General features: G+C 44.2%; 24 protein-coding genes and 1 pseudogene. 15 read left to right on the top strand and 10 right to left on the bottom strand.

The window, feature by feature from the left end:
• The first annotated feature begins 220 nt into the window (after window positions 1-220).
• From M1D71_RS17435 to M1D71_RS17415, 5 genes are all read left to right on the top strand, one after another.
• A complete protein-coding gene (locus M1D71_RS17435; protein WP_458122997.1) occupies window positions 221-820 on the top strand; it encodes a hypothetical protein in 600 nt (199 codons plus the stop codon).
• Window positions 817-1,161 (top strand): hypothetical protein, encoded by a 345-nt coding sequence (locus M1D71_RS17430; RefSeq protein ID WP_458122996.1) that lies wholly within the window; start codon window positions 817-819, stop codon window positions 1,159-1,161. The genes M1D71_RS17435 and M1D71_RS17430 overlap by 4 nt, the downstream gene beginning before the upstream one ends.
• Window positions 1,162-1,200: 39 nt before the next feature.
• On the top strand, window positions 1,201-1,935 hold the full coding sequence (locus tag M1D71_RS17425) for an SMI1/KNR4 family protein (RefSeq protein ID WP_458122995.1): 735 nt from the start codon (window positions 1,201-1,203) through the stop codon (window positions 1,933-1,935).
• A 20-nt stretch (window positions 1,936-1,955) separates the two neighbouring features.
• Window positions 1,956-3,251 carry a hypothetical protein gene (locus M1D71_RS17420; protein ID WP_458122994.1) on the top strand — a complete coding sequence of 432 codons (1,296 nt, stop codon included), beginning with the start codon at window positions 1,956-1,958 and terminating at the stop codon, window positions 3,249-3,251.
• Between the two features lie 82 nt (window positions 3,252-3,333).
• The gene (locus M1D71_RS17415; protein ID WP_458122993.1) at window positions 3,334-3,945 is read left to right on the top strand and encodes an SMI1/KNR4 family protein; all 612 of its coding nucleotides are present in this window, start codon (window positions 3,334-3,336) and stop codon (window positions 3,943-3,945) included.
• Window positions 3,946-4,282: 337 nt separating this feature from the next.
• On the opposite strand, the gene M1D71_RS17410 is transcribed toward M1D71_RS17415, so the two are convergent.
• Window positions 4,283-4,582, bottom strand: a complete 300-nt coding sequence (locus tag M1D71_RS17410; protein ID WP_458122992.1) for a hypothetical protein — start codon at window positions 4,580-4,582, stop codon at window positions 4,283-4,285.
• A 109-nt stretch (window positions 4,583-4,691) separates the two neighbouring features.
• Between M1D71_RS17410 and M1D71_RS17405 the strand changes: the two genes are divergently transcribed.
• On the top strand, window positions 4,692-5,738 hold the full coding sequence (locus M1D71_RS17405) for a leucine-rich repeat domain-containing protein (RefSeq protein WP_458122991.1): 1,047 nt from the start codon (window positions 4,692-4,694) through the stop codon (window positions 5,736-5,738).
• Window positions 5,739-5,889: 151 nt separating this feature from the next.
• Window positions 5,890-6,645: a cupin domain-containing protein gene (locus M1D71_RS17400; RefSeq protein WP_458122990.1), complete on the top strand. Its 756-nt coding sequence runs from the start codon at window positions 5,890-5,892 to the stop codon at window positions 6,643-6,645.
• A 127-nt stretch (window positions 6,646-6,772) separates the two neighbouring features.
• Here the strand turns inward: M1D71_RS17400 and M1D71_RS17395 are convergent, their stop codons facing one another.
• Entirely contained in the window at window positions 6,773-7,270 is a 498-nt protein-coding gene (locus M1D71_RS17395; RefSeq protein ID WP_458122989.1) for a hypothetical protein, read from the bottom strand.
• A 219-nt stretch (window positions 7,271-7,489) separates the two neighbouring features.
• Here M1D71_RS17395 and M1D71_RS17390 point away from each other — a divergent pair, with 219 nt between their 5' ends.
• Together M1D71_RS17390 and M1D71_RS17385 are read left to right on the top strand one after the other, a co-directional pair.
• Window positions 7,490-7,936, top strand: coding sequence for a carboxymuconolactone decarboxylase family protein (locus M1D71_RS17390; protein ID WP_145322272.1), 447 nt, complete (start codon window positions 7,490-7,492; stop codon window positions 7,934-7,936).
• 32 nt (window positions 7,937-7,968) lie between these two features.
• Window positions 7,969-8,904: a sigma-70 family RNA polymerase sigma factor gene (locus M1D71_RS17385; RefSeq protein ID WP_458122988.1), complete on the top strand. Its 936-nt coding sequence runs from the start codon at window positions 7,969-7,971 to the stop codon at window positions 8,902-8,904.
• A 98-nt stretch (window positions 8,905-9,002) separates the two neighbouring features.
• On the opposite strand, the gene M1D71_RS17380 is transcribed toward M1D71_RS17385, so the two are convergent.
• From M1D71_RS17380 to M1D71_RS17365, 4 genes and pseudogenes are all read right to left on the bottom strand, one after another.
• Complete coding sequence (locus tag M1D71_RS17380; protein ID WP_458122987.1) at window positions 9,003-9,386, bottom strand: hypothetical protein; 384 nt, start codon at window positions 9,384-9,386, stop codon at window positions 9,003-9,005.
• Window positions 9,383-9,757, bottom strand: coding sequence for a hypothetical protein (locus M1D71_RS17375; RefSeq protein WP_458122986.1), 375 nt, complete (start codon window positions 9,755-9,757; stop codon window positions 9,383-9,385). The genes M1D71_RS17380 and M1D71_RS17375 overlap by 4 nt, the downstream gene beginning before the upstream one ends.
• A 38-nt stretch (window positions 9,758-9,795) precedes the next feature.
• Entirely contained in the window at window positions 9,796-9,954 is a 159-nt protein-coding gene (locus M1D71_RS17370) for a hypothetical protein (RefSeq protein ID WP_458122985.1), read from the bottom strand.
• A 274-nt stretch (window positions 9,955-10,228) separates the two neighbouring features.
• A pseudogene (locus M1D71_RS17365) lies at window positions 10,229-10,315 on the bottom strand (spore coat protein); the annotation flags it as partial.
• 192 nt (window positions 10,316-10,507) lie between these two features.
• On the opposite strand from M1D71_RS17365, the gene M1D71_RS17360 reads away from it, so the two are divergent.
• Window positions 10,508-11,044 (top strand): hypothetical protein, encoded by a 537-nt coding sequence (locus M1D71_RS17360; RefSeq protein ID WP_458122984.1) that lies wholly within the window; start codon window positions 10,508-10,510, stop codon window positions 11,042-11,044.
• A gap of 29 nt (window positions 11,045-11,073) precedes the next feature.
• Complete coding sequence (locus M1D71_RS17355; RefSeq protein WP_458122983.1) at window positions 11,074-11,802, top strand: DUF1361 domain-containing protein; 729 nt, start codon at window positions 11,074-11,076, stop codon at window positions 11,800-11,802.
• A 176-nt stretch (window positions 11,803-11,978) separates the two neighbouring features.
• Here the strand turns inward: M1D71_RS17355 and M1D71_RS17350 are convergent, their stop codons facing one another.
• A complete protein-coding gene (locus M1D71_RS17350; protein WP_458127283.1) occupies window positions 11,979-12,917 on the bottom strand; it encodes an alpha/beta fold hydrolase in 939 nt (312 codons plus the stop codon).
• 168 nt (window positions 12,918-13,085) lie between these two features.
• Here M1D71_RS17350 and M1D71_RS17345 point away from each other — a divergent pair, with 168 nt between their 5' ends.
• Window positions 13,086-13,694 (top strand): TetR/AcrR family transcriptional regulator, encoded by a 609-nt coding sequence (locus M1D71_RS17345; protein WP_458122982.1) that lies wholly within the window; start codon window positions 13,086-13,088, stop codon window positions 13,692-13,694.
• Between the two features lie 142 nt (window positions 13,695-13,836).
• Window positions 13,837-14,859 carry a serine hydrolase domain-containing protein gene (locus M1D71_RS17340; protein WP_458122981.1) on the top strand — a complete coding sequence of 341 codons (1,023 nt, stop codon included), beginning with the start codon at window positions 13,837-13,839 and terminating at the stop codon, window positions 14,857-14,859.
• Window positions 14,860-14,949: 90 nt separating this feature from the next.
• On the opposite strand, the gene M1D71_RS17335 is transcribed toward M1D71_RS17340, so the two are convergent.
• Window positions 14,950-15,933 carry a serine hydrolase domain-containing protein gene (locus M1D71_RS17335; protein ID WP_458122980.1) on the bottom strand — a complete coding sequence of 328 codons (984 nt, stop codon included), beginning with the start codon at window positions 15,931-15,933 and terminating at the stop codon, window positions 14,950-14,952.
• A 254-nt stretch (window positions 15,934-16,187) separates the two neighbouring features.
• On the opposite strand from M1D71_RS17335, the gene M1D71_RS17330 reads away from it, so the two are divergent.
• Window positions 16,188-16,457 carry a DUF6809 family protein gene (locus tag M1D71_RS17330; protein ID WP_458122979.1) on the top strand — a complete coding sequence of 90 codons (270 nt, stop codon included), beginning with the start codon at window positions 16,188-16,190 and terminating at the stop codon, window positions 16,455-16,457.
• Between the two features lie 567 nt (window positions 16,458-17,024).
• Here the strand turns inward: M1D71_RS17330 and M1D71_RS17325 are convergent.
• Together M1D71_RS17325 and M1D71_RS17320 are read right to left on the bottom strand one after the other, a co-directional pair.
• Window positions 17,025-17,294 (bottom strand): hypothetical protein, encoded by a 270-nt coding sequence (locus M1D71_RS17325; RefSeq protein WP_458122978.1) that lies wholly within the window; start codon window positions 17,292-17,294, stop codon window positions 17,025-17,027.
• A 161-nt stretch (window positions 17,295-17,455) separates the two neighbouring features.
• Window positions 17,456-18,127 carry an SOS response-associated peptidase gene (locus M1D71_RS17320; RefSeq protein ID WP_336764499.1) on the bottom strand — a complete coding sequence of 224 codons (672 nt, stop codon included), beginning with the start codon at window positions 18,125-18,127 and terminating at the stop codon, window positions 17,456-17,458.
• 1,335 nt (window positions 18,128-19,462) lie between these two features.
• Here M1D71_RS17320 and M1D71_RS17315 point away from each other — a divergent pair.
• Complete coding sequence (locus M1D71_RS17315) at window positions 19,463-21,748, top strand: preprotein translocase subunit SecA (protein ID WP_458122977.1); 2,286 nt, start codon at window positions 19,463-19,465, stop codon at window positions 21,746-21,748.
• Window positions 21,749-21,977: the final 229 nt, after the last annotated feature.

The following is a 21,977-nucleotide window of genomic DNA, read 5'->3' as shown; positions in this document are numbered from 1 at the left end:
CCTTGTGCTAAGGAACGGAGTTTCATATAATTTTAGAAAGATGGATTGGTAAATGTTGAGTATTTTTTGACGGGGTATGTGTCGTAGTTTCAGGAGAAGGGTGGGTACAGAATGAAACGTTTCGAAGATGAAGGTGCATATAAGTACAGTTTCTATTCGGTTCTTCGACGGGGAGAGCGGATTGATGTGAAATGTTCCAAATGCGGTGGGCATGCTTCTATTGAACAACGGAATGATCAACTGGGTTGGAAGTGTTTCGAATGTTACGCTCAAGCTATCTGACTATGCTCTCGCCGTTGATGTTAATGGCAAGTCTTATGAAGCCTGGCCGCTCATTAACAGTTTTGCAGCGATGGACAAAGAGGGAGATAACCGTCAGCTCTATTACCGGATTGATATGAATCATATCCAATACCTGTTTAATCTGGCCTATCAGGAGTATGAAGTGAAGCCCGGTAAGGACAATCCGTATCTGGCGGGTACTGTAAACTATCAACACACAGATCACAACTATGTGCAGACCGAGAGACAGTATGGGAACGCCAATGATTTTGCAACGGTCTTGAATCTGTACGATCAGGATGGGCAGGTCATTTACACCTACAATAACACTGGCAAAGGGGACAAACAGCTGGTAAATTCCATTATTCATCAGGGAATGAGCCGTTCGACTAATGGTGGTGGCGGTGAAGCTGTTCGCGATCCTTATATCAATATTACGGCGTTATTTCGCGACAAGCTAAACATCGATGTGAAGCTGACGGTGGATGAGGAGTACAAAGTGGTTACCATTCGAATGAACAAATCCGAGGCGAGATGATGAATGAGTATGGTGTACAACACGGACCTGCATATCTGGAAGGACTAACAAAGCAGCACGAAGACACCAAGGCCGATGAGGTAGAGTGGAAAGGCAAACTTCAAACGACGGATGGTCATGATAAATTCCATATTTTTTATTATGGTGACTTAACGGAAGATGATCTGATTGCCTGGCATGATTCGACACCGCTTCTTGTATATGCGGAACACACAGTCTCGGGTGAGCGCTATCTGCTCATTGATACCGCCAAGCATGGATATGATGCATTTGCCATTCGCATTCTGAATCGTAAAGGAGTATGGACTGACATAGTACAGGAAGAACTGGCTAAGATCTAATAACGAATGAATCAAACTGAGAATGGGAGATGTCGACAAATGTATATTGTGTCCCGTGCACTTAAGCCGGTTCCAGCAGAGGAACTGAATCAATTTGAACAGCAACATGCCATCTCGCTACCTTCGTCATACCGTTCCTGGATTGAACAATACGGAGAAGGCACATACACGGGTTGGATGAATGTGCAGAGACCGGACCCGGAAGTACTGAAGCCTTTTGTTGAATATGATTTTTGGATACATACGGATGAAACGCCCATAAGTCAGCATCAACTTGAGCAGTGCATTACCATTGGTAGTTCTGTGGATGGAGATTTCCTGGCTGTTCATCCAGAGATTGAGGGGCTGTTGTGGCTACCGCGTCATGATGAGAATATTACCTTGTGGACAGGCTTGGAGACTGAATTTGGTGAAACGCTGGACCGGATCTATTGCGGGTATTACCGTCAGGACCAACCGATAGCACCATCATACTATGAACCGTGGAATGAGCTGCGGAAGCATACGTTTTATCACTTTACAGGGACGGAACAGGGAAGCTCCATGAAGGCACTGGCCGATAGGTGCAAAACGGAATTTAAGTGGGACGCTGTGTTGGAGAATGAATACATGTGCAAGTTGTTTATGGCTTCGATGGGCGGATATTTACGTTTTAACTATGCGAATGGAAGAGAAGTTGCCCTGTTCTATGAAGAAAAGAACGGTGCGGAGGAGGCGACGGATTACGATATCAGTCTGTTTTTGCAATCACATCATTGTACGGCATATGAATAGGGCAGAGTGGAGGACCACATATGAGCTGGTTAAAGGGAGACATCGCGGAACAATGGCGCAATGAAGGCAAGCGTTATGCAAGGGATGTCAATGCGTTTGTACGGAGAAGTATACAGGGAGAGCAACCGGATGAATCTGAGCTGGAGGGAGACTCCAGAAACGGAATGAGCACTGAAGTTTTTCGTATGGTAAGACAGGCCAATCTCCGCGGTGACGTGGAGGTGCTTCGACGTGAGCTACCCGCATCGACTTGGCCTCTGAATGAGGAGTTTCAAGCTTCCATGCAGGCGGTCAATGTTGTAGGTTATCTGAATGAGGAAACGTGTGTATGTCATACGGGGATTTTCACCGAGAATGGTCAGATATATACGATGGATCAGCACGGATGGCTGTCTTTCTCTTCGTATACATTTGCAGGCTGCTCATCCGATGGGCTCGACTATGCGCTTGCAGGACCGGAAGGTATTCGTGTTATCCGTCAGCCTGATCGCAGGTTGGAAGGGCATGAGATAGCGACATACCGTTGGGAGGATATTCAAGCTCGGCTGCATTCGGCCTTACCTCGAATTGAGTCACTTGCGGATTGTGAACATCCCGAACGAACACTAGAGGGGCTTATACCTATGGATGAAGGCAGAGCACTACTCATACATTCACGATACGGGATATATTTGGTAATGCAAGCTCAGGTGAACTTGCTGCATCCAGATCTGGCAGAGATCGAAGAGTATGAGCTAGAGGATACACAGATAGATATGGGACATGCATCTGTATCACGGGATGGGCGATGGATCGCCTATGGTAGCCAAGGGAGCAATCATATGGTGATGGACCGTCAGCTGAACAAGACATACTCCCTCTATCCGGCATCCAGCTATCCTCATTATGCGGCATTCATTAACCAGAACGTCTGGTTCAATGCATGTCATTTCTATAATGGAGTCACGATACAGGTCCCGCTGGAATCAATTTCGGGTAACGAAACAAAGGAAGATTGGTCAGTGATGGACGAGAATGCACGTGTGTATGCAGCGGTGGAAATAGATGCGGGTATGGTGCTTGGGGATGCATATGGTTATTTGTATTGTGTGAATGACAAGGGTGAAGAAGTATGGCGTCATTTTGTAGGCAGTACCATCTATTCTCTCGCCGTATCACCAGAGCGGTCCAAACTTGCAGTAGGTACGTATGGTGGCATGTTGCATGTGCTCGATCTTCATTCGAAAGAGATGGACGAATACGGGATCGGTACAGGTACCCTTCGTGAGCTGGAGCGTTATGTGTTGTGGCGTGGAGAAGAGCCTTTGCGTTGGTGAACTTAAGCGAGAGTAACAGAAGGAAATGTAATGAATATTGAAAGTATACACAAGGAGAACAGATCTGATATAGGAAGGTGTGATGAAACTGGAGCCGAATGTATCATTAAACGTGCTAATGGACGAGCTGAATCGCTTGCTGGATGAGAGAATACAGGATCAAGAGATTCGCCAATTGTTCGAACAATATCAACATCGGGAAGATGCATCCGAGGAAAGTCTGGATCTATTCGAAAAGGAGTATGGCGTCAGGCTACCTAGCGATTTTCGTACCTTTTACCAAAGCAAGGATGGCAGTGGTTACGGGTTGCATGTGCTATACCCAGGGGATGCCGAGGAAGGTCGATGTACGCCCTTTTATCTCATGTCATTGGAAGAGATTCGAGAGACCAAACAATACTTCTGTGAAGTGGATGAGAAGTTGGAAGAGTATTATTCTGCAGAGGAAATTAGCCAGTTGGACCCGGAGATCAAGCCGTATCTGTTTCACAAACCATGGATACCTTTTGCAACGATAGCAGGAGGTTCACTGTATCTGATGTTCGATTTTGATCCAACGGCGGAAGGGACGTACGGGCAGATTATTATGTATGTGCACGATCCGGACTTTGTCTATTATCTAACGCCTACTTTCACGGATCTGCTCGGCATCTCGAACCATAATCTGAAGATGATGGATGAGATCACATATTAAATCATGTATTATATAAATTGAACTAAACATTTACACAAAACGGAGAGGAGAGAAAGGACCTGAAGAAGCGGAGCGTTCGCCTACAAGCTTTCTGCAAGAAAGCTACATCGAAAGCATACGCTATCCCCGGATTTACCCTTTATAAAAGGAATCAAAAAAAATCTGGGGATAACAGCGATCGGAAGGTTGTTCTGTCATCGGAGTGTGCAGTGTAAATATTCTTTAGTCCAATTTATATAGACCCTGAACGATTAGACAATAGCTTTTTAATACTAAAGAAGCTGCCGAAGCAGCTCCTTCATCTAATCTGTAACTGGACTTTGGATAAGTCTAATGATTACCACTGGAAGAAACGGTGTCCGTGAAATCCTCCGCCTGGAGGACCTCCGTGTCCACCTGGGCCACCCGGACCTCCTCCGTGAGGTCCGCCGGGATAGCCACCTCCAGGGAAAGGACCATGGTGCCCACCAGGGTAGCCACCGCCGGGATAACCGCCTCCTGGATAGCCACCATGCCACCAAGGACCGCCGATCGGAAATGGTAGTGGAAAAGGAACGATGGGTGGGTATGGATACGGATAAGGGTAAGGATAACCCGCAGGTTGCGGGGATGACACTGAACCAGGGCCGTATGCCATGTAACAAGCCTCCAATGACTGGATTGATGATATCAGCCTATGCCACAGTGTAATCAGATGATACAGCAGATTGAATTTATGAATAAAAATATGAAGGGGGAAATGCAGGGTGGCCGTAGCTTTTCACACCGATCCAAGAGGAACCGCCTATGAGCTGTTGATTGACGAATTGATCGAGAAGGCAGATCGGTTTATGGTTGTTGACAGAAAGTATGCTGAAGAAAGTACACCTGAAAGAGTTGCCAAAGTGTTACGGAGGTTGGATCCGTATCTGATTGAAAGCAGTAATATGGAAGAAATGATGATGAAAAGTGGCGCCATGTATTCAGAGGGGATTTATTACATATATCGTTGCACGCCGGAATCAGGGCAGATCCTTAAGGAGGAAGCCAATCGTTTTCATGACTGGTTATATCCGTCAATGCCAGATGATCTTTGTTTTCTGAACGAGGATGGAAGTGACTACTTCTACACTGTTGCTCATGAGAATATGTATGGCATGCATATTACACAAGAAGAAGCAATTGAGCTAATGGAGCGAATCACGGGGTTATTTTTTAGATTAGATCGGCATCAGGACATTCATTGCTTATTAGACGATGCGATTAGACATCAGACTGATGTGCTGAATATTAGTTCACATTACTTGAAAGAGATTCCTGAACGTGTTCGGGAATTGAAGCACTTGAAGCGGTTGACGATTTTTGAACAGGATGTTTATACGCTTCCTCCAGCTCTTTTTGAACTGACAACTTTGGAAGAATTGGAGATCATGACGGCTGATTTGGAAGGTATTCACCAAGACATTGGGAAATTGAAACAACTTCGAGAACTTAGAATTTATTGTGGTAGTTCATATCAAGTTCCTACTGGGTGGAAGCCAAAGGAGAAGTCGGATCTTGGTCTGAAGCATATTCCTGCCGAGATTGGTGAATTGAGTGAACTCGTGACTCTGGATATAGGGTACTCGGGCATACGTGAGCTTCCGCCTGAACTGGAACAACTGAAGAAACTGCGTTATTTGAGTGTAACTGATGGTTTAATTAAGGGAATGCCGGACATGGTGAAGCGAATGACTTGGCTTCTAAGTGTAAATTTGAACAGTAGTCCATTAGGGATTAGTTGGGAGGACATTTCCGCCGAAGAAAAATTTTAATAGCCAATAAGCCCTGCTCTGGATGTCCGAGTCAGGGATATTTGGCATGCGAATGAAGTGTGGCGGAAATAGGCTCACGCATCTGGGCGCTGGGCATAAGCTGGAATATAGGTTATGACCTAAACCGAGAGCGAAAGGCAGGCGTTTTATTTTGGCAACCTCATACATGGATTTTACTTTACCAACCACCGAATTTACTTACGATTTGAGCAATAATCCGTTATTCAAGAAGGACGAGAACAACTATATTAACTCTCTTTCCATCAAACAGTTAAACACATTGGGCAATACTTCTTTATTGGATATTTTCCTCAGCACGGGCAATGTGGTTGAACCACATATTCATCAGAATGCAACCGAACTGGTATACTGCATCAGCGGTTCGGCCGTCGTGTCCCTCATTAATCCGTTCACCAATGAATTGCTTCATTTCCCGATTACTCCAGGGCAGGTGGCTAATGTACCTCAAGGTTGGTGGCACTATGAAATGGCTACTGTAGATCATACGCACTTACTGGCGATCTTCGATGCACCTGTGCCTGAAGCGATATTTGGCTCAGACATCTTGCGTCTTACCCCTGCGAATGTTCTGGCTCATACGTACTGTCTTGAAGAGACAAAAGTTCAAGAAGCGCTCGCCCCCATCCAAAAAACAGTGATTATTGGGCCACCGGCAGATTGCCCAACTTCAACTGCCCCTGTCTCTAACAGTGCTCCGCATGTGAATAATCAGCCCTACGTAATGCCTAATGCACAACCCAACATGCAACCTAATACACAGCCAAACATGGAACCTTACGTGAACCGTGTTCCGTACTGGGGCACTTGGGTTGATCCCCGCATTATTCACGAACCGGGTTGCCCGTATTATAGAGAGCTTCCTGTGAATACGAATAATCAAGATTAGATAATGTATGGCTTATTAGACATGGTATTACTAATACATGATTAGTACTTCATTTGAACTTGTTATCCAAAAGAAGAAGTGTCCACAGCGGAACGCTTCTTCTTTCATTTGCATTTATAATATTTATTTACGATGTGTAGTTTCGTCCCAAACCGATCTCCGTTAATAATTGACGATAAGCGATCGAAGTACGATCCGCGGGAATATGGGCCTCGGCATGCAGATCAAGGGGCAGATCCTCCGGTTTCTGTGACTCGACCATCTCACGATCTTCTTCGAATACCTGCAAGTTGAACTTGATCGTGTCTTCTAACGGTGCATCTTTATCAAAGTTTCGTGTGATGGGGCAGAATAGACGGGTGTAACGAGCAGAGATTGGCGAAGCACAATTCAGAATATTCAGCTTGTCGTCTCCTGGAAAATGTACCGTAAGAGATGCCGCAAAGGGTGGGAACACCCGAAACTCGCGCAGCCACTGAAAACCTTCAGGCGCAACAAGATCGTGCCCTTTGCCATAGTTGCTTACCGTACTCCAATACTCAGCCAGCAACTCATTACCCTCGCGTTTCACCTTGTATTGGGGGACTTCTCTGTTGTTTCGGTCACCAAATGTTTCGGTATGCACATAGGCAAAATGGGATACTAACGTTCGACTGCAGGGTATACAATGAGTTTGAGCTTTGGTGAGATTTTGGAGGGGGTTGTCCTGTCATCAGAATTCAGTATGAATATTCTTAAGTCGAACATATCCTGCTGGAATACAAAGATTTTCGCAGAGAATGTCACAGATCCCGGTCGTCGTTTGTCTACAGTATGTAAACCAAATGACGGAGGCGAATGAGATATGAATTTAAGAACGAATTACAGAGTAGCGAGTCCAGGTGCTTTTAAAGCGATGATGGCGATGGAGCAATATATATCCGGGCAATTTGAAGATAAAGTGTTATACGAGTTGTTGAAAATTCGTGTGTCTCAGATCAATGGCTGTGCCTTTTGTCTTGATATGCATGCCAAAGATCTGATGAAACTGGGAGATTATGCGGATCATATTCTCTTGCTGAGTGTGTGGCGTGAAGTGCCTTTCTTCACGGATAAAGAACGTGTTATGCTGGAGCTGGCTGAAGCCGTGACTCGAATCTCGGAACAGGGCGTACCCCTTGCGTTGTACGATAAGGTTCGTGAACATTTCAGTGAATCCGAACTGGTGGATCTGATCCTGGCTATTAATACGATTAATAACTGGAACCGGATTGCGATCACAACTGGGATGTATCCGGGTTGCTTTAACTAAAAATACACGAACCATGCCAGAGGAGGCTTCTTATGAATTCTAATTCTCACGCCAATGAGCCAGAAGTGTCTTCTCTGGATGTTGGTGAGCTGTATATTCGTTATAAAAATTATGCATTTTCGATAGCATACCGTATGCTGGGCAGTGTGGTAGAAGCTGAAGATATCGTGCAGGATTGCTTTGCGGGGATTCAGAGCAAATCTGCTCAGGATATTCGCAATCCGAAGTCTTACATTGCCAGACTGGTTGTGAACCGAAGCTTGAATCTGCTTAATTCCGCCCGCAACCAGCGGGAAAGTTATGTTGGCGAGTGGCTCCCAGAGCCGATGGGTGATCGTGAAGTGGATAACATGCCAGAGGAAACGATGCAGAAGAAAGAGATGATATCGTACGCCTACTTGGTCATGTTGGAACGTCTTTCGCCTGTGGAGCGGGCAGTGTTTGTACTTCGTGAAGCGTTCCGGTATGACTATTCCGAAATAGCGGATTGGTTGGGCAAAACGGAGAGTAACTGCCGTCAAATCTTTAGCCGTGCCAGACGAAATCTGCCCGAAAGACTGCCGCCGATCGAGCAAAGTGATGCGGATATGATAGCCAAAAGCGAATTACTGAGCCGTTTTACAACGGCTTTCCTTCGTTATGATGTCTCTTCCATGCTGGAGTTACTGGGGGATCAGCCTGTATTTACAGCAGATGGCGGTGGCGTTGTGCATACGGTGATGAGAACGATGAACGTCCACAAAGGCGTGCTTGCACTCCTGACCTCACGGCGAGTCCTTACTCGATTGCGTGAAAGAGAATGGGTACCGATGTGGATCAATGGCGAGCTTCAACTCGCGTTGATGAAAGAAGAGCAGTTGTCCGAGGTATTCTGTTTGGAGTTGGACCCTTCCGGTGAGCGGATTGAAGGCGTTTATCTCGTCGTAAATCCGAACAAACTTACATCGATAGACACTTCAACTCTTTGATTAAATCGTACGGATTTGATATGTAACCTTAAAAGCGGCAACCTCTGTCAGGAGGATTGCCGCTTTTTTGCATTCACAGTTTGCTATTCGCCATCCGATTATTCACTGGCAAATTGTTGTTGAACGGGTTCAATGATTGCTCTAATCTCAGGTGTGAGCTCATCCTTGTTCTGATTGAGAACCAGCAAAATCTTTTCTATGGTATCCAGAAGAACACTCTTCGTGTTGGGTTCCCGCTTAGCCAACGCTTTCTCGTAAGCCTTCTTCACTTCAGGATCCATTGTGCGGATTTCTTCGTCTGTATACCAGTCATATGCGGGCGTGTTGTCACTTCCGTAAAACAGATAATCTACAAACAACCATTGTTTTACTTTGGTTGTGCGATTGGAATTCGGGAATTTGTTTAAAAAAGCTTCTTTCTCCAATGTACGCTGAATTAATTCGTTCCAGGAGATGATTATGCCACCATCCGAAGTTGTCATCTGATTGGACTCGGTAGCCATAATGTCAATGTAAGCAGCAATATCAGCCTGAACGAAAGGCTTGAACTTTTGGTATATCTCATAATTGATGATGGGGTAATACAAGCCTTCCTGGTTTCCAGTTTGAACCCGAGATCAGATGCTTCCTGCAGAAGCTTCTTCACGGTCGGATCTTTAATTTCTTTGAGCAGACGACTATATGTAAGCTTCTGCTCGTAACCGAGTTGTTCATGGACTTGAGATAAGGCTTGTTGAAACTGTTCCGTATACATTTGGTGATCCATATCAGCCAGCTTCACGTTCTGCATGTTCTCCAGTTGCAGGGTCATGAGTGTAGCTTGCCAAGGATTGACTTTATCAATATGATTCATCAGGTATTTTCGTGCCTTAACCAGACTCTCTGTGGATTTCACTGCTGTGTACGATAGGTTTGGAATTGATGATACACCACTTTGGAAGCGGGAATAGGCGCAGCCAGTGTTGTTGAGGTCGTAGGAGTTGAGCCAATAGCAGTACAGCCTATAGCCATAGCCAGTAAACCAAGTTTAGCAGGTTGCTTCCATCTCATTCGTATACCTCCCAATGGACAAATATGTCGTTGCACTCTCGTATAACTGCTTTTCATCTTATCTTATATGTATGTTCCATAAGTTGAATATGTAAGGTCTGTCTTTGATTAAACCAACTTCTGGTAACCTAATCAAGTGTCTTAAGCAGGAAAATGAATGATTATAAATAACCAAAGAACAGCCCCTAACACCCGAATGGGTTGAAGAGACTGTTCTGGGTATTTGGACTTTATTTTCTAATTAATGAAGTGGTTTATTGCTAATAGGGATGTAGCGAAGGATCATATATTGATCCAGCACATTATTGTTGGAGGCTAGAATCTCATGCACATCGAACATCTCATGGCCGCCATGATTCATGTTAGGGATGACATATGGATTTACATTCAATGTAGTTGTACTAAATTCTGAGGGTTCATGGAATTCGGATTCATTGTAAATTTGATTCTCCTTTGGTAAATGGTATGATTCTAGTATGTTTGGAGAGTAGTAAATTTATGTAATATGTTATGGGTATAAGGTCAAATAGGAACAGGTATGGTGGTGGTTAAAATGGAAGAGACCGATTGGCGTGTAGCAAAGGATTTGTTCATCAAACATTACGGGAGCACTATACAGATGCATCGAGAAGCCGTGTATGCGGACTATAAGCGATGGGACGTACCCCAAGAGTTAGAAGAACAATGGATAGGAGAGCGAATTCAACAATTAAGTTCCGAACTGTCTATCATGAATTGGGATGCGGTGGATGAGCTTGCGTTGATCGCCAAACATCGGACAGAACCGGGTATTGTTACGGCGATTACATCATTTTCTTCAAGACAGTTGAAGAGTGCGGACAGTATGGTTCGTCTCGTGTATGCTGAACGTCTGATTGAGCTGATTAAGCGGTACGAATCAAGACTACCGATGGACAAGTTACGGGAAACTTATCAATTGACGATGGATTTGCTGGTCGATGTCGCGACTAAACCGTTGGTACTTGATCCGGGCCATGAATTGCAGCAGTATGGTTTGAAGGATAAACGTGGATTGAATTTGCGTGTTGAAAAGAATAAGGAAGAGATCATCCGCTATTTTCGAAATTAATTGAATTTTATCAAGTGAGGTCAAAATCATTGAGAAAACTGAATTATATTCGCATATTTATTTTCCTTAGTGTAGTCACTATAGTAACACTTGGCTTGTACTATGTAGCCGCAGATTGGCTCGATCAACGTTATTTCCGCTTCCTGATCTGGAATCTGTTTTTGGGTTGGATTCCTTTTGTGTTTTCTTATGCATCCTATCTTCTAAGTAATGTGAAATGGAAAGGTGCCGCATGGCTTGCAGTAGCAAGTGGGTTGCTGTGGTTGTTATTTTTCCCGAACTCTTCTTATATTGTTACGGATTTGGTTCATCTGACGGCTAGGAGTTCCCGGTATTATGGTGGTAACGGGGTTGATTACACATATTGGTACGACTTGAGTGTTGTATTAATGTTTGTCTGGACTGGACTTCTGCTGGGATTCCTGTCGATGTATCAGCTTCAGGAAGTGATCTATCACCGGATTGGACGCGGGGCATCCTGGATCTTTGTACTGGCAGGCTGTGCTTTGGGAAGTTATGGGGTCTTGCTTGGACGTGTATATCGACTGAATAGCTGGGATGCACTGACGAATCGCGAGACGCTGATTCAGCTGATGCACGAAAGTGTAAGCCGCCCGTCTCTTGCGTTTTGCCTGTTTTTTGGAACGTTTATCATTACGATCTACGCCACACTGTATTATCTGATCAATACGAGGTCTCCCCGTGAAACAAAGAAAAGTTCAGGAAGTCCCGAGGCGAACCTGCAAGCCTTACGCTAACTTATGTTTTCTGGAGGCAGAACTCATTAGTTCAATCTTAATTTATATTGCTTGAAGGGCTGTTCCAAGTCATATACATGGCTGCTGGAACAGCCCTTTAAATTTCTAACCAGTCCAGGTTGTTCTTGAGGAAGTAAGTATATTCACAGGTGGAACGATAGTCGATAAGACTTTCTCTACCTATTAGAGATTAACTCAAGGATTGTTTTCACAACCAGCTCAGGTTCATCGTGAATAATCATATGACCACTGCGGGTGGCCGTGATGAGCTGACTATCCTCCGATATATTCAACATGTCACGCTGTCCCGATTGCCATATGGATTCGAGCTTCAGTCCAATTTCAACCGAAATCCCTGCTTGCGCATAGTCTTGAGGACGTCCGCGTGCAATGATACGAACAGGGATTGATCCAAGACTTTGGCCACGAATGGCATCTTCTGTTAAATGGGCGTGGAAGGCTTCTTCTTCTTTGGCGTGAAAAAAGGAGGGTGTAGCTATCACATTAACAAAAGTATCTCGATCTTGCTTGGCAACCAGACCATCAAGCAAAAAGTCTGGGAATAATCTGAAAGCGCCAGATACCTTCAGTAAGGATAATAAGGAGGCAGGTGGGTTTCCCTGAAACTGAGCCTGTTCCAACAAAGCCTTTGTATTCTTCTCGTCATCCTCAGGTCTCGCATCAATGAGGACAAGGCTCTGAACCTCACTTGTATAGGTCTGTGCAAAGAGTCTAACATACATACCCCCAAGGGAATGACCTACCATAACGTATGGGCCGCGGATATTCTCCTTCTCCAGAGCTGCATGTAAATCTTTGACGATATTCGCACCTGTGCGTTCTGTAGGTGCAGATTCACTCCAGGCATATCCAGCGCGATCATACGTGACCACCGTTGCGTGTTTGGCTAGTTCCGTCGGAATGTCTCTCCACGACAAACTGGTCTCACCACTTCCGGCCTCCATAAGTATGGTCGGCGAACCACTGCCTTGTTTATGAATGTGCAGCTGGTAACCGCCGACTTGAACTAACGTACCGGGAGGCGGAAAGTTCTTTTTGGCCTGTGACGAAGCAAACCACTCATAGCAGAATGCTGCACCGATCAGCAATAACATGGTGCAGAATAGCCTTGTTATAAAGGTGGTAACTCTGAATTTCTTGCGTTTTGAGGCTGGGATCGTTGTATGCATGATCTTATTAATTCCTCTCCATACAGCAGCTTTTATTCTAATACAATGTATTAAAAAGATTATAGCACAGTGTATTACAAAAAGAGAAGCTTGATGTATAATGATGTCATGCCAAAAATCGTAGATCATGAAAGTCAAAGGAAAGTCGTTGCTGATGCAGCCATCCGGGTCATTCAAGAGCATGGACTGGAGCATGCTACAGTTCGGAATATAGCAAAGGAAGCGGGATTATCTGTAGGTTCCATGCGTCATTATTTTGCCACACAGGCCGAATTGTTCACCTTTTGCATGAATCTTTTTGCAGAACGGGTACAGAAGAGGGTGGAGGCGTTACAGATGAGCGGAACTGTACTGCAGGATATGAAGAATCTGCTCTTGCAATTTCTCCCGTTGGACGAAGACAGAATGATGGAAATGGAGGTCTGGTTTTCGTTTACAGCCAAATTATTGGTTTACCCCGAATTAAAAAAATTAAGTGATCAGATGCATCAGGGGATGTATCGGTCTGCTCAGTGGGTAATCCAGGAGTTGCAGAAGCAGGGCATGACACATCCTGATCTGGATGCCGAGATGGAGACGGAGAAGTTATATGCTCTTGTGGATGGACTCGCCATTCATATGCTAATGCAGCCAGATAGACTTACGGTAAAACGAGTGGAACAAGTGATTGAACAGCATTTGAGCATGCTTTGTCCAACTTAAACTTACGTTGTCTGAAAGAAGGGTGATTTCCTTTTATAAGGGAGTGACCCTTCTTTTTATGAAAATTTGGCAGGTATGCAGGATATGACGAAGAATTAAGAATGAGAATGTAATGAACATAGACAAGTAGGTGAAAAACAAAATGTTGAATGTATTAGAGCTGACAACAAAAGTGGAAGAAGTCATGGAACGTGTGAATTTTTCGGGTGTCGTATTACTCCAGCAAGGCGGGAAAACCCTTTTGAATATGAAACGTGGTTATGCGAGTCGCAGTGAAGAACTTGCTAATCAGGTGGACACACGCTTCGGAATTGCATCAGGATGTAAGATCTTCACGGCAGTGAGTGTATGCCAACTAATTGAAGCAGGCAAGTTGTCTGCGGATTCCAAGCTTACGGATGTGTTGGATGTGGAGTTTCCACTGTGGGACGAAGGAATCACCATCCATCAGTTATTAACACACACGTCAGGCATACCGGATTATTTCGATGAAGAAGTGATGGAAGACTTTTCGGAATTGTGGAAACACAGACCCGTCTACGCGATGCGGCGATTAAGTGACTTTCTGCCCTTGTTTCAGCATCTTCCAATGAAGTCTGCTCCGGGTGCACGTTTTCACTACAACAATGCGGGTTTCATTGTGCTGGGACTTATTGTAGAACAACATTCCGGATCGTCGTTTACAGATTATGTGGAGGAGCATATTTTCAAACCGTGTGGCATGAAGGACTCCGGTTATTTCTTAACCGATCAGCTTCCGCGTAACACAGCCTTGGGATATATAGATCATGAAGATGGCTCCTGGAACACCAATATGTTCTCCATTCCTGTCAAAGGTGGATCAGATGGTGGGGCCTATGTTACGGCACCGGATATGGTTCTATTCTGGGATGCTTTGCTAGGTCACCAATTGTTGAATGAAGAGACGACGCAGCAGTTATTAACTCCACATGCTCATCAAGAGGATGAAGAGTATTATGGGCATGGTATCTGGATTGAACGGCAAGGAGAGGACATTTTCAAATTTCATGTCATGGGGTTTGATCCAGGAGTATCATTCATGTCTTCTGTGTATCCAGACAGAGATCTACAACTGGTTGTGCTCTCTAATCAAGAGTCAGGCCCGTATCCAATAACGATGGCCATCGAAGAAGCTTTGGCATGACCAATAAACCCTCAGCCTAAAGGCAGGCAGGTTATGCCCACATAAGGTTGGGGGTTCATTTATAGGACGAGATAGATAGAATGTCCGTGTTTATAACATTTTCCAAAGTTCAGGTGCGATTAATCGAGGGAAAACATCCAACGGAGGTTTCTCTTTCTTTCGTTTGTCATTGGTTAACACCGTAACGAGTTCCAGCTCAGGAACAATGTATACATACTGCCCACCAAACCCTCGCGCGTAATAATAATGGAGATTGGGCCTGTCGTTATCAGCAGCAGCGATATATTCGGAGTCAGACCTTTCGTTCGGATAGTCATCCACCCACCAATGCCAAGCATAACTGCCGTGATTCGGTGGAGTGACTGTAATGAAAGGCTGCGTCGAACGGGAGACGAGATCAATTGAAATGAGAGACTCACCCTCCCATGTACCTTGCTGTAGAAACAGCTGACCGAATTTCAGCAGATCTACTGGCAACATCTTTAGACCGAATCCGCCAGTATGTACACCCTGAGGGTCAATTTCCCATTCATAATCCTTAATTCCCAGCGGGCCAAAAAGATAACGTTCTGCGAACTCGGCTACGTTCATGCCTGCATTTTGCATCAGGATGGCGGATAGAATCTGTGATACTCCTGAATTGTATTCCATGTATGTACCTGGTTCATGACTTAAGCGCTGTTCCAACGCAAAATCCACCCAATGATCGGTACGGGTCATACGAGGGAATGAATTCTGCCCACCGAACTCGTCCCAGTTGAATCCGGCTGTCATCGTGAGCAGTTGTTCCAGCGTGATCGCAGGTTTACGCGGATCAGGATCGGATGTCAACTGTGGGAAAAAGGTGGAGATTGGGGCTGATGCCTCTGGCAACAAGCCTTTATCCATCGCTATACAGATGAGTGCGGACAGCACACTCTTGGTACAGGAGTTGACTTTTGCAATATCGGTCGCAGCCTCTTGGTTGCGGTAATGTTCGTACATGATCTCACCGCGTACGCTGACCAGGCAGCTTCGCAGATCCAGCGGCGGAATGATTTTTTGTAACTTAGATGACAGGGATGAAGGATTCATAGTGTCCTTTCTGTACGGTTGATTTGTAATAAGATTTTGTGGAAATAGTTGTCCATTATCTTAGCATACTCCCGAGGTAGGGCTCAACAAGCGCTACATTATTATGTCAAAGCAAGCATGTAAAATGCGGTTTTCTATGAAAGCCATAAGAACCACATGCGAATATTGCATAAACCCCCAGCATTGTCTGTCAATCTTATATAATTGTCATGAGAAGAGCACAAGACATTTATTAGAGGGAGGAGGGCTGTGATATGGGAAATATAATAGAAGAAATCTATTATGGTAATTTGAGACCAGAGGAGAATATTGTTCCTAAAGACGCCGGGTATCGATCTATTAATAAGGAGATTACAGCTCATATCGAAAAATTTCAGAGAGAGCTTTCGGAGGATGATTTTAAACAGTTGGAGGAACTATTAGATATGATAGATAATATTAATTCCACTAATTCTTGTGAGGCATTTGTGAAAGGATTTAAAATAGGGACACTAGTTACGAACGAGGTTTTTCAACGAGAGTAGGTTAGAAGGATTAGTAGAAGCGTATAGCACAGTATCCATTAAGATCATGGGGAAGAGGTACTTTCGAAATACATTTGAGTCTAGGTACAAAAATAGGAGCCTTAAATAGCTCCTTCTCACTTAATTACTTATCATTTAACATCTTCATAAGTTCAGCTAATGCTATGAATCCACCGCCAATGCAAATTACGAAACCAACGAATGACCCGAAAATTGAATTGAAAGCTCCATTAGATCTACCATAGTCGTGGCCGCAATTAGGGCAAATGATAGCTGATATTGAGATAGTATTACCACACGATTGGCATTGTTATAACTTTCGGTTAAATCGACCTTTTGATCAGTCTGAAGATATTGATGAAAAATGCTATTAAACAAGCTATACCAAATATAAACAAACAAGTAGTGATAAGACCGGCAATACCCAGAAGTGAGTAAAATGCCATATTATCAAACATTTTATTCCTCCATCTATGTAATAATCCAATATATTTTATCAGACCTGTTTATATATTTCCATTTATTTACATTAAAAGGCTCTGTGCAAATGAGCTCAGAGCCATGTAATTAGTTGGTCGTATATTCACTTATCTCAAACGTCAAAATTTTATTGAATATCACGTAAGCAGTACGCTTGCTGAATGGACCTTTGTTGTTGCTGTATTTGTTGATAGCAAACTTGGCCGGGCCAGTTCCTGCATCAAGAGCATCGTACCATTTGAGGAATGCATTTGCATCACTCATCGGAAGATCGTATTCTTTATTCAAACCTGTTGTCAGGGTTACTACAAGGATGGCGCGGTCTCCCGATGCTTGTTCTGAATACTCTGGGCTCACTATTTCTGATAACCTAGATTCTTACCACTAGAATCAACTGCCAGTCTGTTTTTGTAGTATAGGAATTTTCTCTATGATTAAGAGTTAATTTTAAGAACAATGATGCACTATTAAATATGAAAAAGCTTTACCGACCTAAATAAGTCGATAAAGCTTTACCACTAAACTATTTCTTTCAATAATTCCACACTGTTATTTCTCACATTGCCCACTTCCTTCGGCACCTCATACGCTCGCATCTCAGATGCTTGATATGGCTTAAGAAAACCGAGCAACGATTGGACATCATCATTATCTCTTCCAAGCCACTCAGCCTCATCCTCAGGGCGCAAGATGACCGGCATACGATTATGGATAACCTCCATAAGACTATTTGGTTCCGTTGTAATGATGGTGCAAGTACTCAGTCTGTTTCCATCTGGATCTGTCCACGTGTCATACAATCCTGCCAATGAAAAGATACTGTCGTCTTTCATCAAAATGCGCATCGGCCGCTTTGTTGATTCTTCTTTCTTCCACTCGTAGAATCCGTTCGTGGGGATGATACAGCGTTTGGAACTGATCAGACGTTTAAAGGACGGCTTCTCTGCTAATGTTTCTGCGCGGGCATTAATCATTTTGTTCCCGATCTTATCATCTTTTGCCCAAGTGGGTACCAAACCCCATCGGAGAGCGCCTAATCTATTACCGTTTTTACTTCCGATAATAGTTGGGATGTACTGCATGGGTGCAGCATTATAGTTAGGCTTGTACTCAAATCCATCAGCAATAGATGCATAGTACCTGTCCAAGATAGAGTCTAAAGGGTCAGTGATTGTAAATCTACCACACATACAAAACACCTCCTGTATTGTGCTTACAATATATAATCATACAATGGAGTACGGGGTATTCCTGAATTTTGGGGATGTACATAATAACACCTCAACGTAATTATAGCGGTTTCCTATAAAGGATTGAGGCGGTAAGTTATGGAGAATACGACAAGTGTTGATCAATTCATATAGTTCGTTCAAACCATTCAACGGACTCTGTTAGACTCGCAATTCCTAATACGAAAAGACCTACTCCAAAAAGAAAACAGATAAATATGGAATCACCTAATCCGTTCATTTTACCGTAATGTTCACCACAGTATGGGCAAATAAAGCGGTGTTTGAAATCGAGCGTCTACATGTTGTGCAAGGCGTCATTCTGTCTATTTTTACACCTTTTAATCTTCTATAAAAGCATCCGGAATTCTTCCAACTGGTTGTCTACCCAGCTACCAGCACCACGATTTTCTGATGTACTTATGTATTCGATATCTACATCTTCTTGCCTTTCATAGCCCAACTTCCGTATTATTATTTCGGCAACTCCTTAAAATACTCTCCTTCAGCTGACGCTCAACGTGCATTGGTGCTTGATTTACCACTCCCTCACTTTGTACGTTCTCCAGAAGTGGTTACCTGTCCTGTACAGCGGTCACCTAGACTGTACTCAACCTTGTCAAAGGCTCTATACATAGTAATCGGACAGACTCGGGATTCTGTTTACCTCTATCTATAGCGGTTATTTTTAAGGAACCAAGTTCTTGTCCCAAGCTCAGCACAAGAACATAGTACCGTTGATTGAACAGGACAAGAACAATGTGCCATTGCAGATTAGATTAATATCTAAACATTTAGGTTGTTGGAAATCATAACACGTGACAAAAACGATTTACTATAAAGATCGCAAAATTGATGCTTATAAACTCGTTTTGAGCCAAGGATAAGAACAACATACTATTAATCAGTCAAACAACTAATTTACCGGAATATCATTAAGCTAACGGGCATTTTATTACAATGTCTCTGCAATTTTTACAGAAGATGACGCAGAGAGTGCTTTTCAAAGCAAATAGGAGATCAATATAAGTACGTGAGCTACTGGTGTAATGAGCGACTACCTTATGATGGATTTCTCGCAAATATACCAAATCATTTAATTCAATATTTTGAGATTATATGGAAACTTTCACCAAGTGAGTACGTATGTAAAGTCATACTAGAATACAATTTAATAGGACAAGCCTTCTTGAAGAAAGCTACATCGGAAGCTGGTATCACAATTACAGTGGGTAGTGTTATTGCTTAGTGAGATTTCAGTAGTTATAGGATCATGACCGAGGAGGGAATAAACCAGTGAATATAGTCGTCAACTTGATGCGGAGGTTCAAAGACCGCGATGCCCAGCAACAGTTAAAAGGATATCGAGACAAGGTGGAACTCATCAGAAAACGAAATTTGGAGGCTTGGGACGATCAGCGGCTCCAAGAAGAATCTCTCCGCTTGAAAAAGGAAGCAAAGTGGGGAACACCTTTGGATGAGCTACTTGTCGATGCCTATGCGTTGGTCTGTGAGGTAGCGAAGAGAAAGCTCGGATTACAGCCTTTTAATGTGCAGATCATGGCTGCCATCGCTTTGCATGAGAGATTTTTGATCGAGCAGCATACGGGCGAAGGAAAAACACTCTCTGCTGTTATGCCTGCTTACCTAAATGCGCTGACTGGCCAAGGCGTTCATGTGCTGACGTTTAACGATTATTTGGCAAGTCGAGATGCCGAGTGGATGGGTCCGATCTATCGTTTTCTCGGGTTAAGTGTAAACTCAGTTCAAGCTGGTATGAGCCTTTTGGAGAAACAGGAAGCGTACGCCAACGATATAACCTATGTGACGGCTAAAGAAGCGGGATTTGATTATTTGCGCGACACGATCGCCCTAAACGAAGCTGATACGGTGCATCGTCCATTCCACTACGTCATCGTCGACGAAGCGGATTCATTGCTTCTGGACGAAGCGCGGGTGCCGCTAGTCATCAGCGGCGAGTCGAGCTCTTCCAAGAGCGACGACCTTCGTTTCGCAGAAGTGGCTCGGCAGCTCAACGAAGTTGAGCATTACGAATTCGACGAGTTTAAGCGGAACGTTTATTTGAATGAAGCTGGCGCTGCGAAGGTGGAGTCCCTGCTCGGAAGCGGCAATTTGTACGATAGCCATAATAGTCATTTCTTAACGTCCTTAAATTGTGCGTTGCATGTGGAAACGTTATTAAAAAAAGATGTCAATTATATCGTGAGAGATGGTCAAATCGAATTAATAGATGAATATACCGGTCGTGTGGCGGAGAACAGGTATTTGCCGGATGGACTGCAAGCTGCGCTTGTGGCCAAAGAAGGACTAGAGTGGAAGGCAGGAGGGAAAATTCTCGGAACGATTACCATTCAACACTTCATTAGTTTGTATCCGGGAATTTGCGGAATGACGGCTACGGCGCAGGCTTCAGCAATGGAATTTGAGAATATTTATGCGCTGCAGGTCGTGAAAATTCCGCCGAATCAGCCAAACATACGGATCGATCACCCGCACCGAATTTACACTCATAAAGAAGCCAAGCTAAAGGCGCTTGTACAAGAAATTTCGTCTATCCATGCGATGGGACGTCCGATTCTCATTGGTACGTCTAGCGTTGAGGAGTCTGACAAACTGGCGGAGGCGCTGGTGAACGCCAATGTACAATGCCATGTTCTGAATGCGAAAAACGACGCAATAGAAGCCAAAATCATAGCTAAAGCAGGAGAAATCGGCGCCGTAACGGTGTCTACAAATATGGCAGGTCGCGGCGTCGACATTCGGCTCGGCGGCGGCAACCCGGAGAAGGCAGAAGTTGTCGCCAAGCTGGGAGGATTATACGTGATAGGTACATATGTGAACGAAAGCGTGCGGATTGACGATCAACTGCGCGGGCGTTCCGGCCGCCAGGGCGACCCGGGAGCTTCCGTATTTTTCGTCAGCTTAGAGGACGAGTTGATGCTTCAGTTCGGAATCCACAAAGTGGTTCGCGCTCCTCGGCAGGAGGAGGCTCTCGAGGAGTCAATGCTCCGCAGTAAAATCGAGCATGTTCAGCGCGTTATTATGGGCCAAAACTTCGATATCCACCAGGAACTGAATAGTTATTCCGATATGGTGGAGGATCAGAGGCGAATTCTATACGCTGAGCGACTCAGAATTTTGAAAGGCGAGCTGCCAATGAGCCCTTCGGAGCAGCGGGTACGGCTTTTTTATATCGACGAGTTCTGGGCTGAACATCTGGCATACGTTTCTTACCTTCGCGAAAGCATCCATTTGGAGAGCATTGCCAGCCGTAATCCAATCGACGAATTTCATGCAAAAATTACCCAGGCCTACGAGCAAATTCTGGATAAAATCAATAAGGAGTCTACGAATATGCTTTTAAAGCTTGGAGGTTCAAATGATCCTGCAGAGTGGGAAAAGCTCGGTCTGAAAAGTCCTACTTCCACCCGAACCTATATTATCAATGACCAGTACAGCCAGAATAAGCGGAGTTCATGGACAGGTACGACTGTTTTGGCTTTTTGGGGCAGCAAAATTTTGAAGTTGGCACTGTGGCCTGTATACAGGCTGTCAAAATAGTGATGCAGAGTAGCTTTTTAATTGGAGAAAAAGAGTACCATACGGAATGGTTGGGTATACGATCATAAACGCTATTCGATTTAGACCATTTGGTACTTCGGGGAACGAAATTATCTCAGATGCGACAAATTTAGGTTTGAGATAAAACTTACCGGAAAACGGTAGTGCAAAACATGAAAGGAGTAGTTTGCCGTTGGCAGCTGCTCCACTTTTCGTTGAGCTAGAAGCA

This window comes from Paenibacillus sp. Z3-2 (assembly GCF_054161325.1).
Note: the sequence above shows the minus strand (reverse complement) of the source record. Positions and strands in the feature narration are given on the sequence as shown.

Excerpts from the sequence above, each read along its gene's own strand:
- M1D71_RS17415 (WP_458122993.1), top strand. The coding sequence starts at position 3,334 with ATGAAACTGGAGCCGAATGTATCATTAAACGTGCTAATGGACGAGCTG.
- M1D71_RS17430 (WP_458122996.1), top strand. The coding sequence starts at position 817 with ATGATGAATGAGTATGGTGTACAACACGGACCTGCATATCTGGAAGGA.
- M1D71_RS17420 (WP_458122994.1), top strand. The coding sequence starts at position 1,956 with ATGAGCTGGTTAAAGGGAGACATCGCGGAACAATGGCGCAATGAAGGC.
- M1D71_RS17330 (WP_458122979.1), top strand. The coding sequence starts at position 16,188 with ATGGGAAATATAATAGAAGAAATCTATTATGGTAATTTGAGACCAGAG.
- M1D71_RS17345 (WP_458122982.1), top strand. The coding sequence starts at position 13,086 with ATGTATAATGATGTCATGCCAAAAATCGTAGATCATGAAAGTCAAAGG.
- M1D71_RS17385 (WP_458122988.1), top strand. The coding sequence starts at position 7,969 with ATGAATTCTAATTCTCACGCCAATGAGCCAGAAGTGTCTTCTCTGGAT.
- M1D71_RS17380 (WP_458122987.1), bottom strand. The coding sequence starts at position 9,386 with ATGACAACTTCGGATGGTGGCATAATCATCTCCTGGAACGAATTAATT.
- M1D71_RS17370 (WP_458122985.1), bottom strand. The coding sequence starts at position 9,954 with ATGAGATGGAAGCAACCTGCTAAACTTGGTTTACTGGCTATGGCTATA.
- M1D71_RS17390 (WP_145322272.1), top strand. The coding sequence starts at position 7,490 with ATGAATTTAAGAACGAATTACAGAGTAGCGAGTCCAGGTGCTTTTAAA.
- M1D71_RS17335 (WP_458122980.1), bottom strand. The coding sequence starts at position 15,933 with ATGAATCCTTCATCCCTGTCATCTAAGTTACAAAAAATCATTCCGCCG.
- M1D71_RS17340 (WP_458122981.1), top strand. The coding sequence starts at position 13,837 with ATGTTGAATGTATTAGAGCTGACAACAAAAGTGGAAGAAGTCATGGAA.
- M1D71_RS17320 (WP_336764499.1), bottom strand. The coding sequence starts at position 18,127 with ATGTGTGGTAGATTTACAATCACTGACCCTTTAGACTCTATCTTGGAC.
- M1D71_RS17410 (WP_458122992.1), bottom strand. The coding sequence starts at position 4,582 with ATGGCATACGGCCCTGGTTCAGTGTCATCCCCGCAACCTGCGGGTTAT.
- M1D71_RS17360 (WP_458122984.1), top strand. The coding sequence starts at position 10,508 with ATGGAAGAGACCGATTGGCGTGTAGCAAAGGATTTGTTCATCAAACAT.
- M1D71_RS17425 (WP_458122995.1), top strand. The coding sequence starts at position 1,201 with ATGTATATTGTGTCCCGTGCACTTAAGCCGGTTCCAGCAGAGGAACTG.
- M1D71_RS17350 (WP_458127283.1), bottom strand. The coding sequence starts at position 12,917 with ATGTTATTGCTGATCGGTGCAGCATTCTGCTATGAGTGGTTTGCTTCG.
- M1D71_RS17375 (WP_458122986.1), bottom strand. The coding sequence starts at position 9,757 with ATGAATCATATTGATAAAGTCAATCCTTGGCAAGCTACACTCATGACC.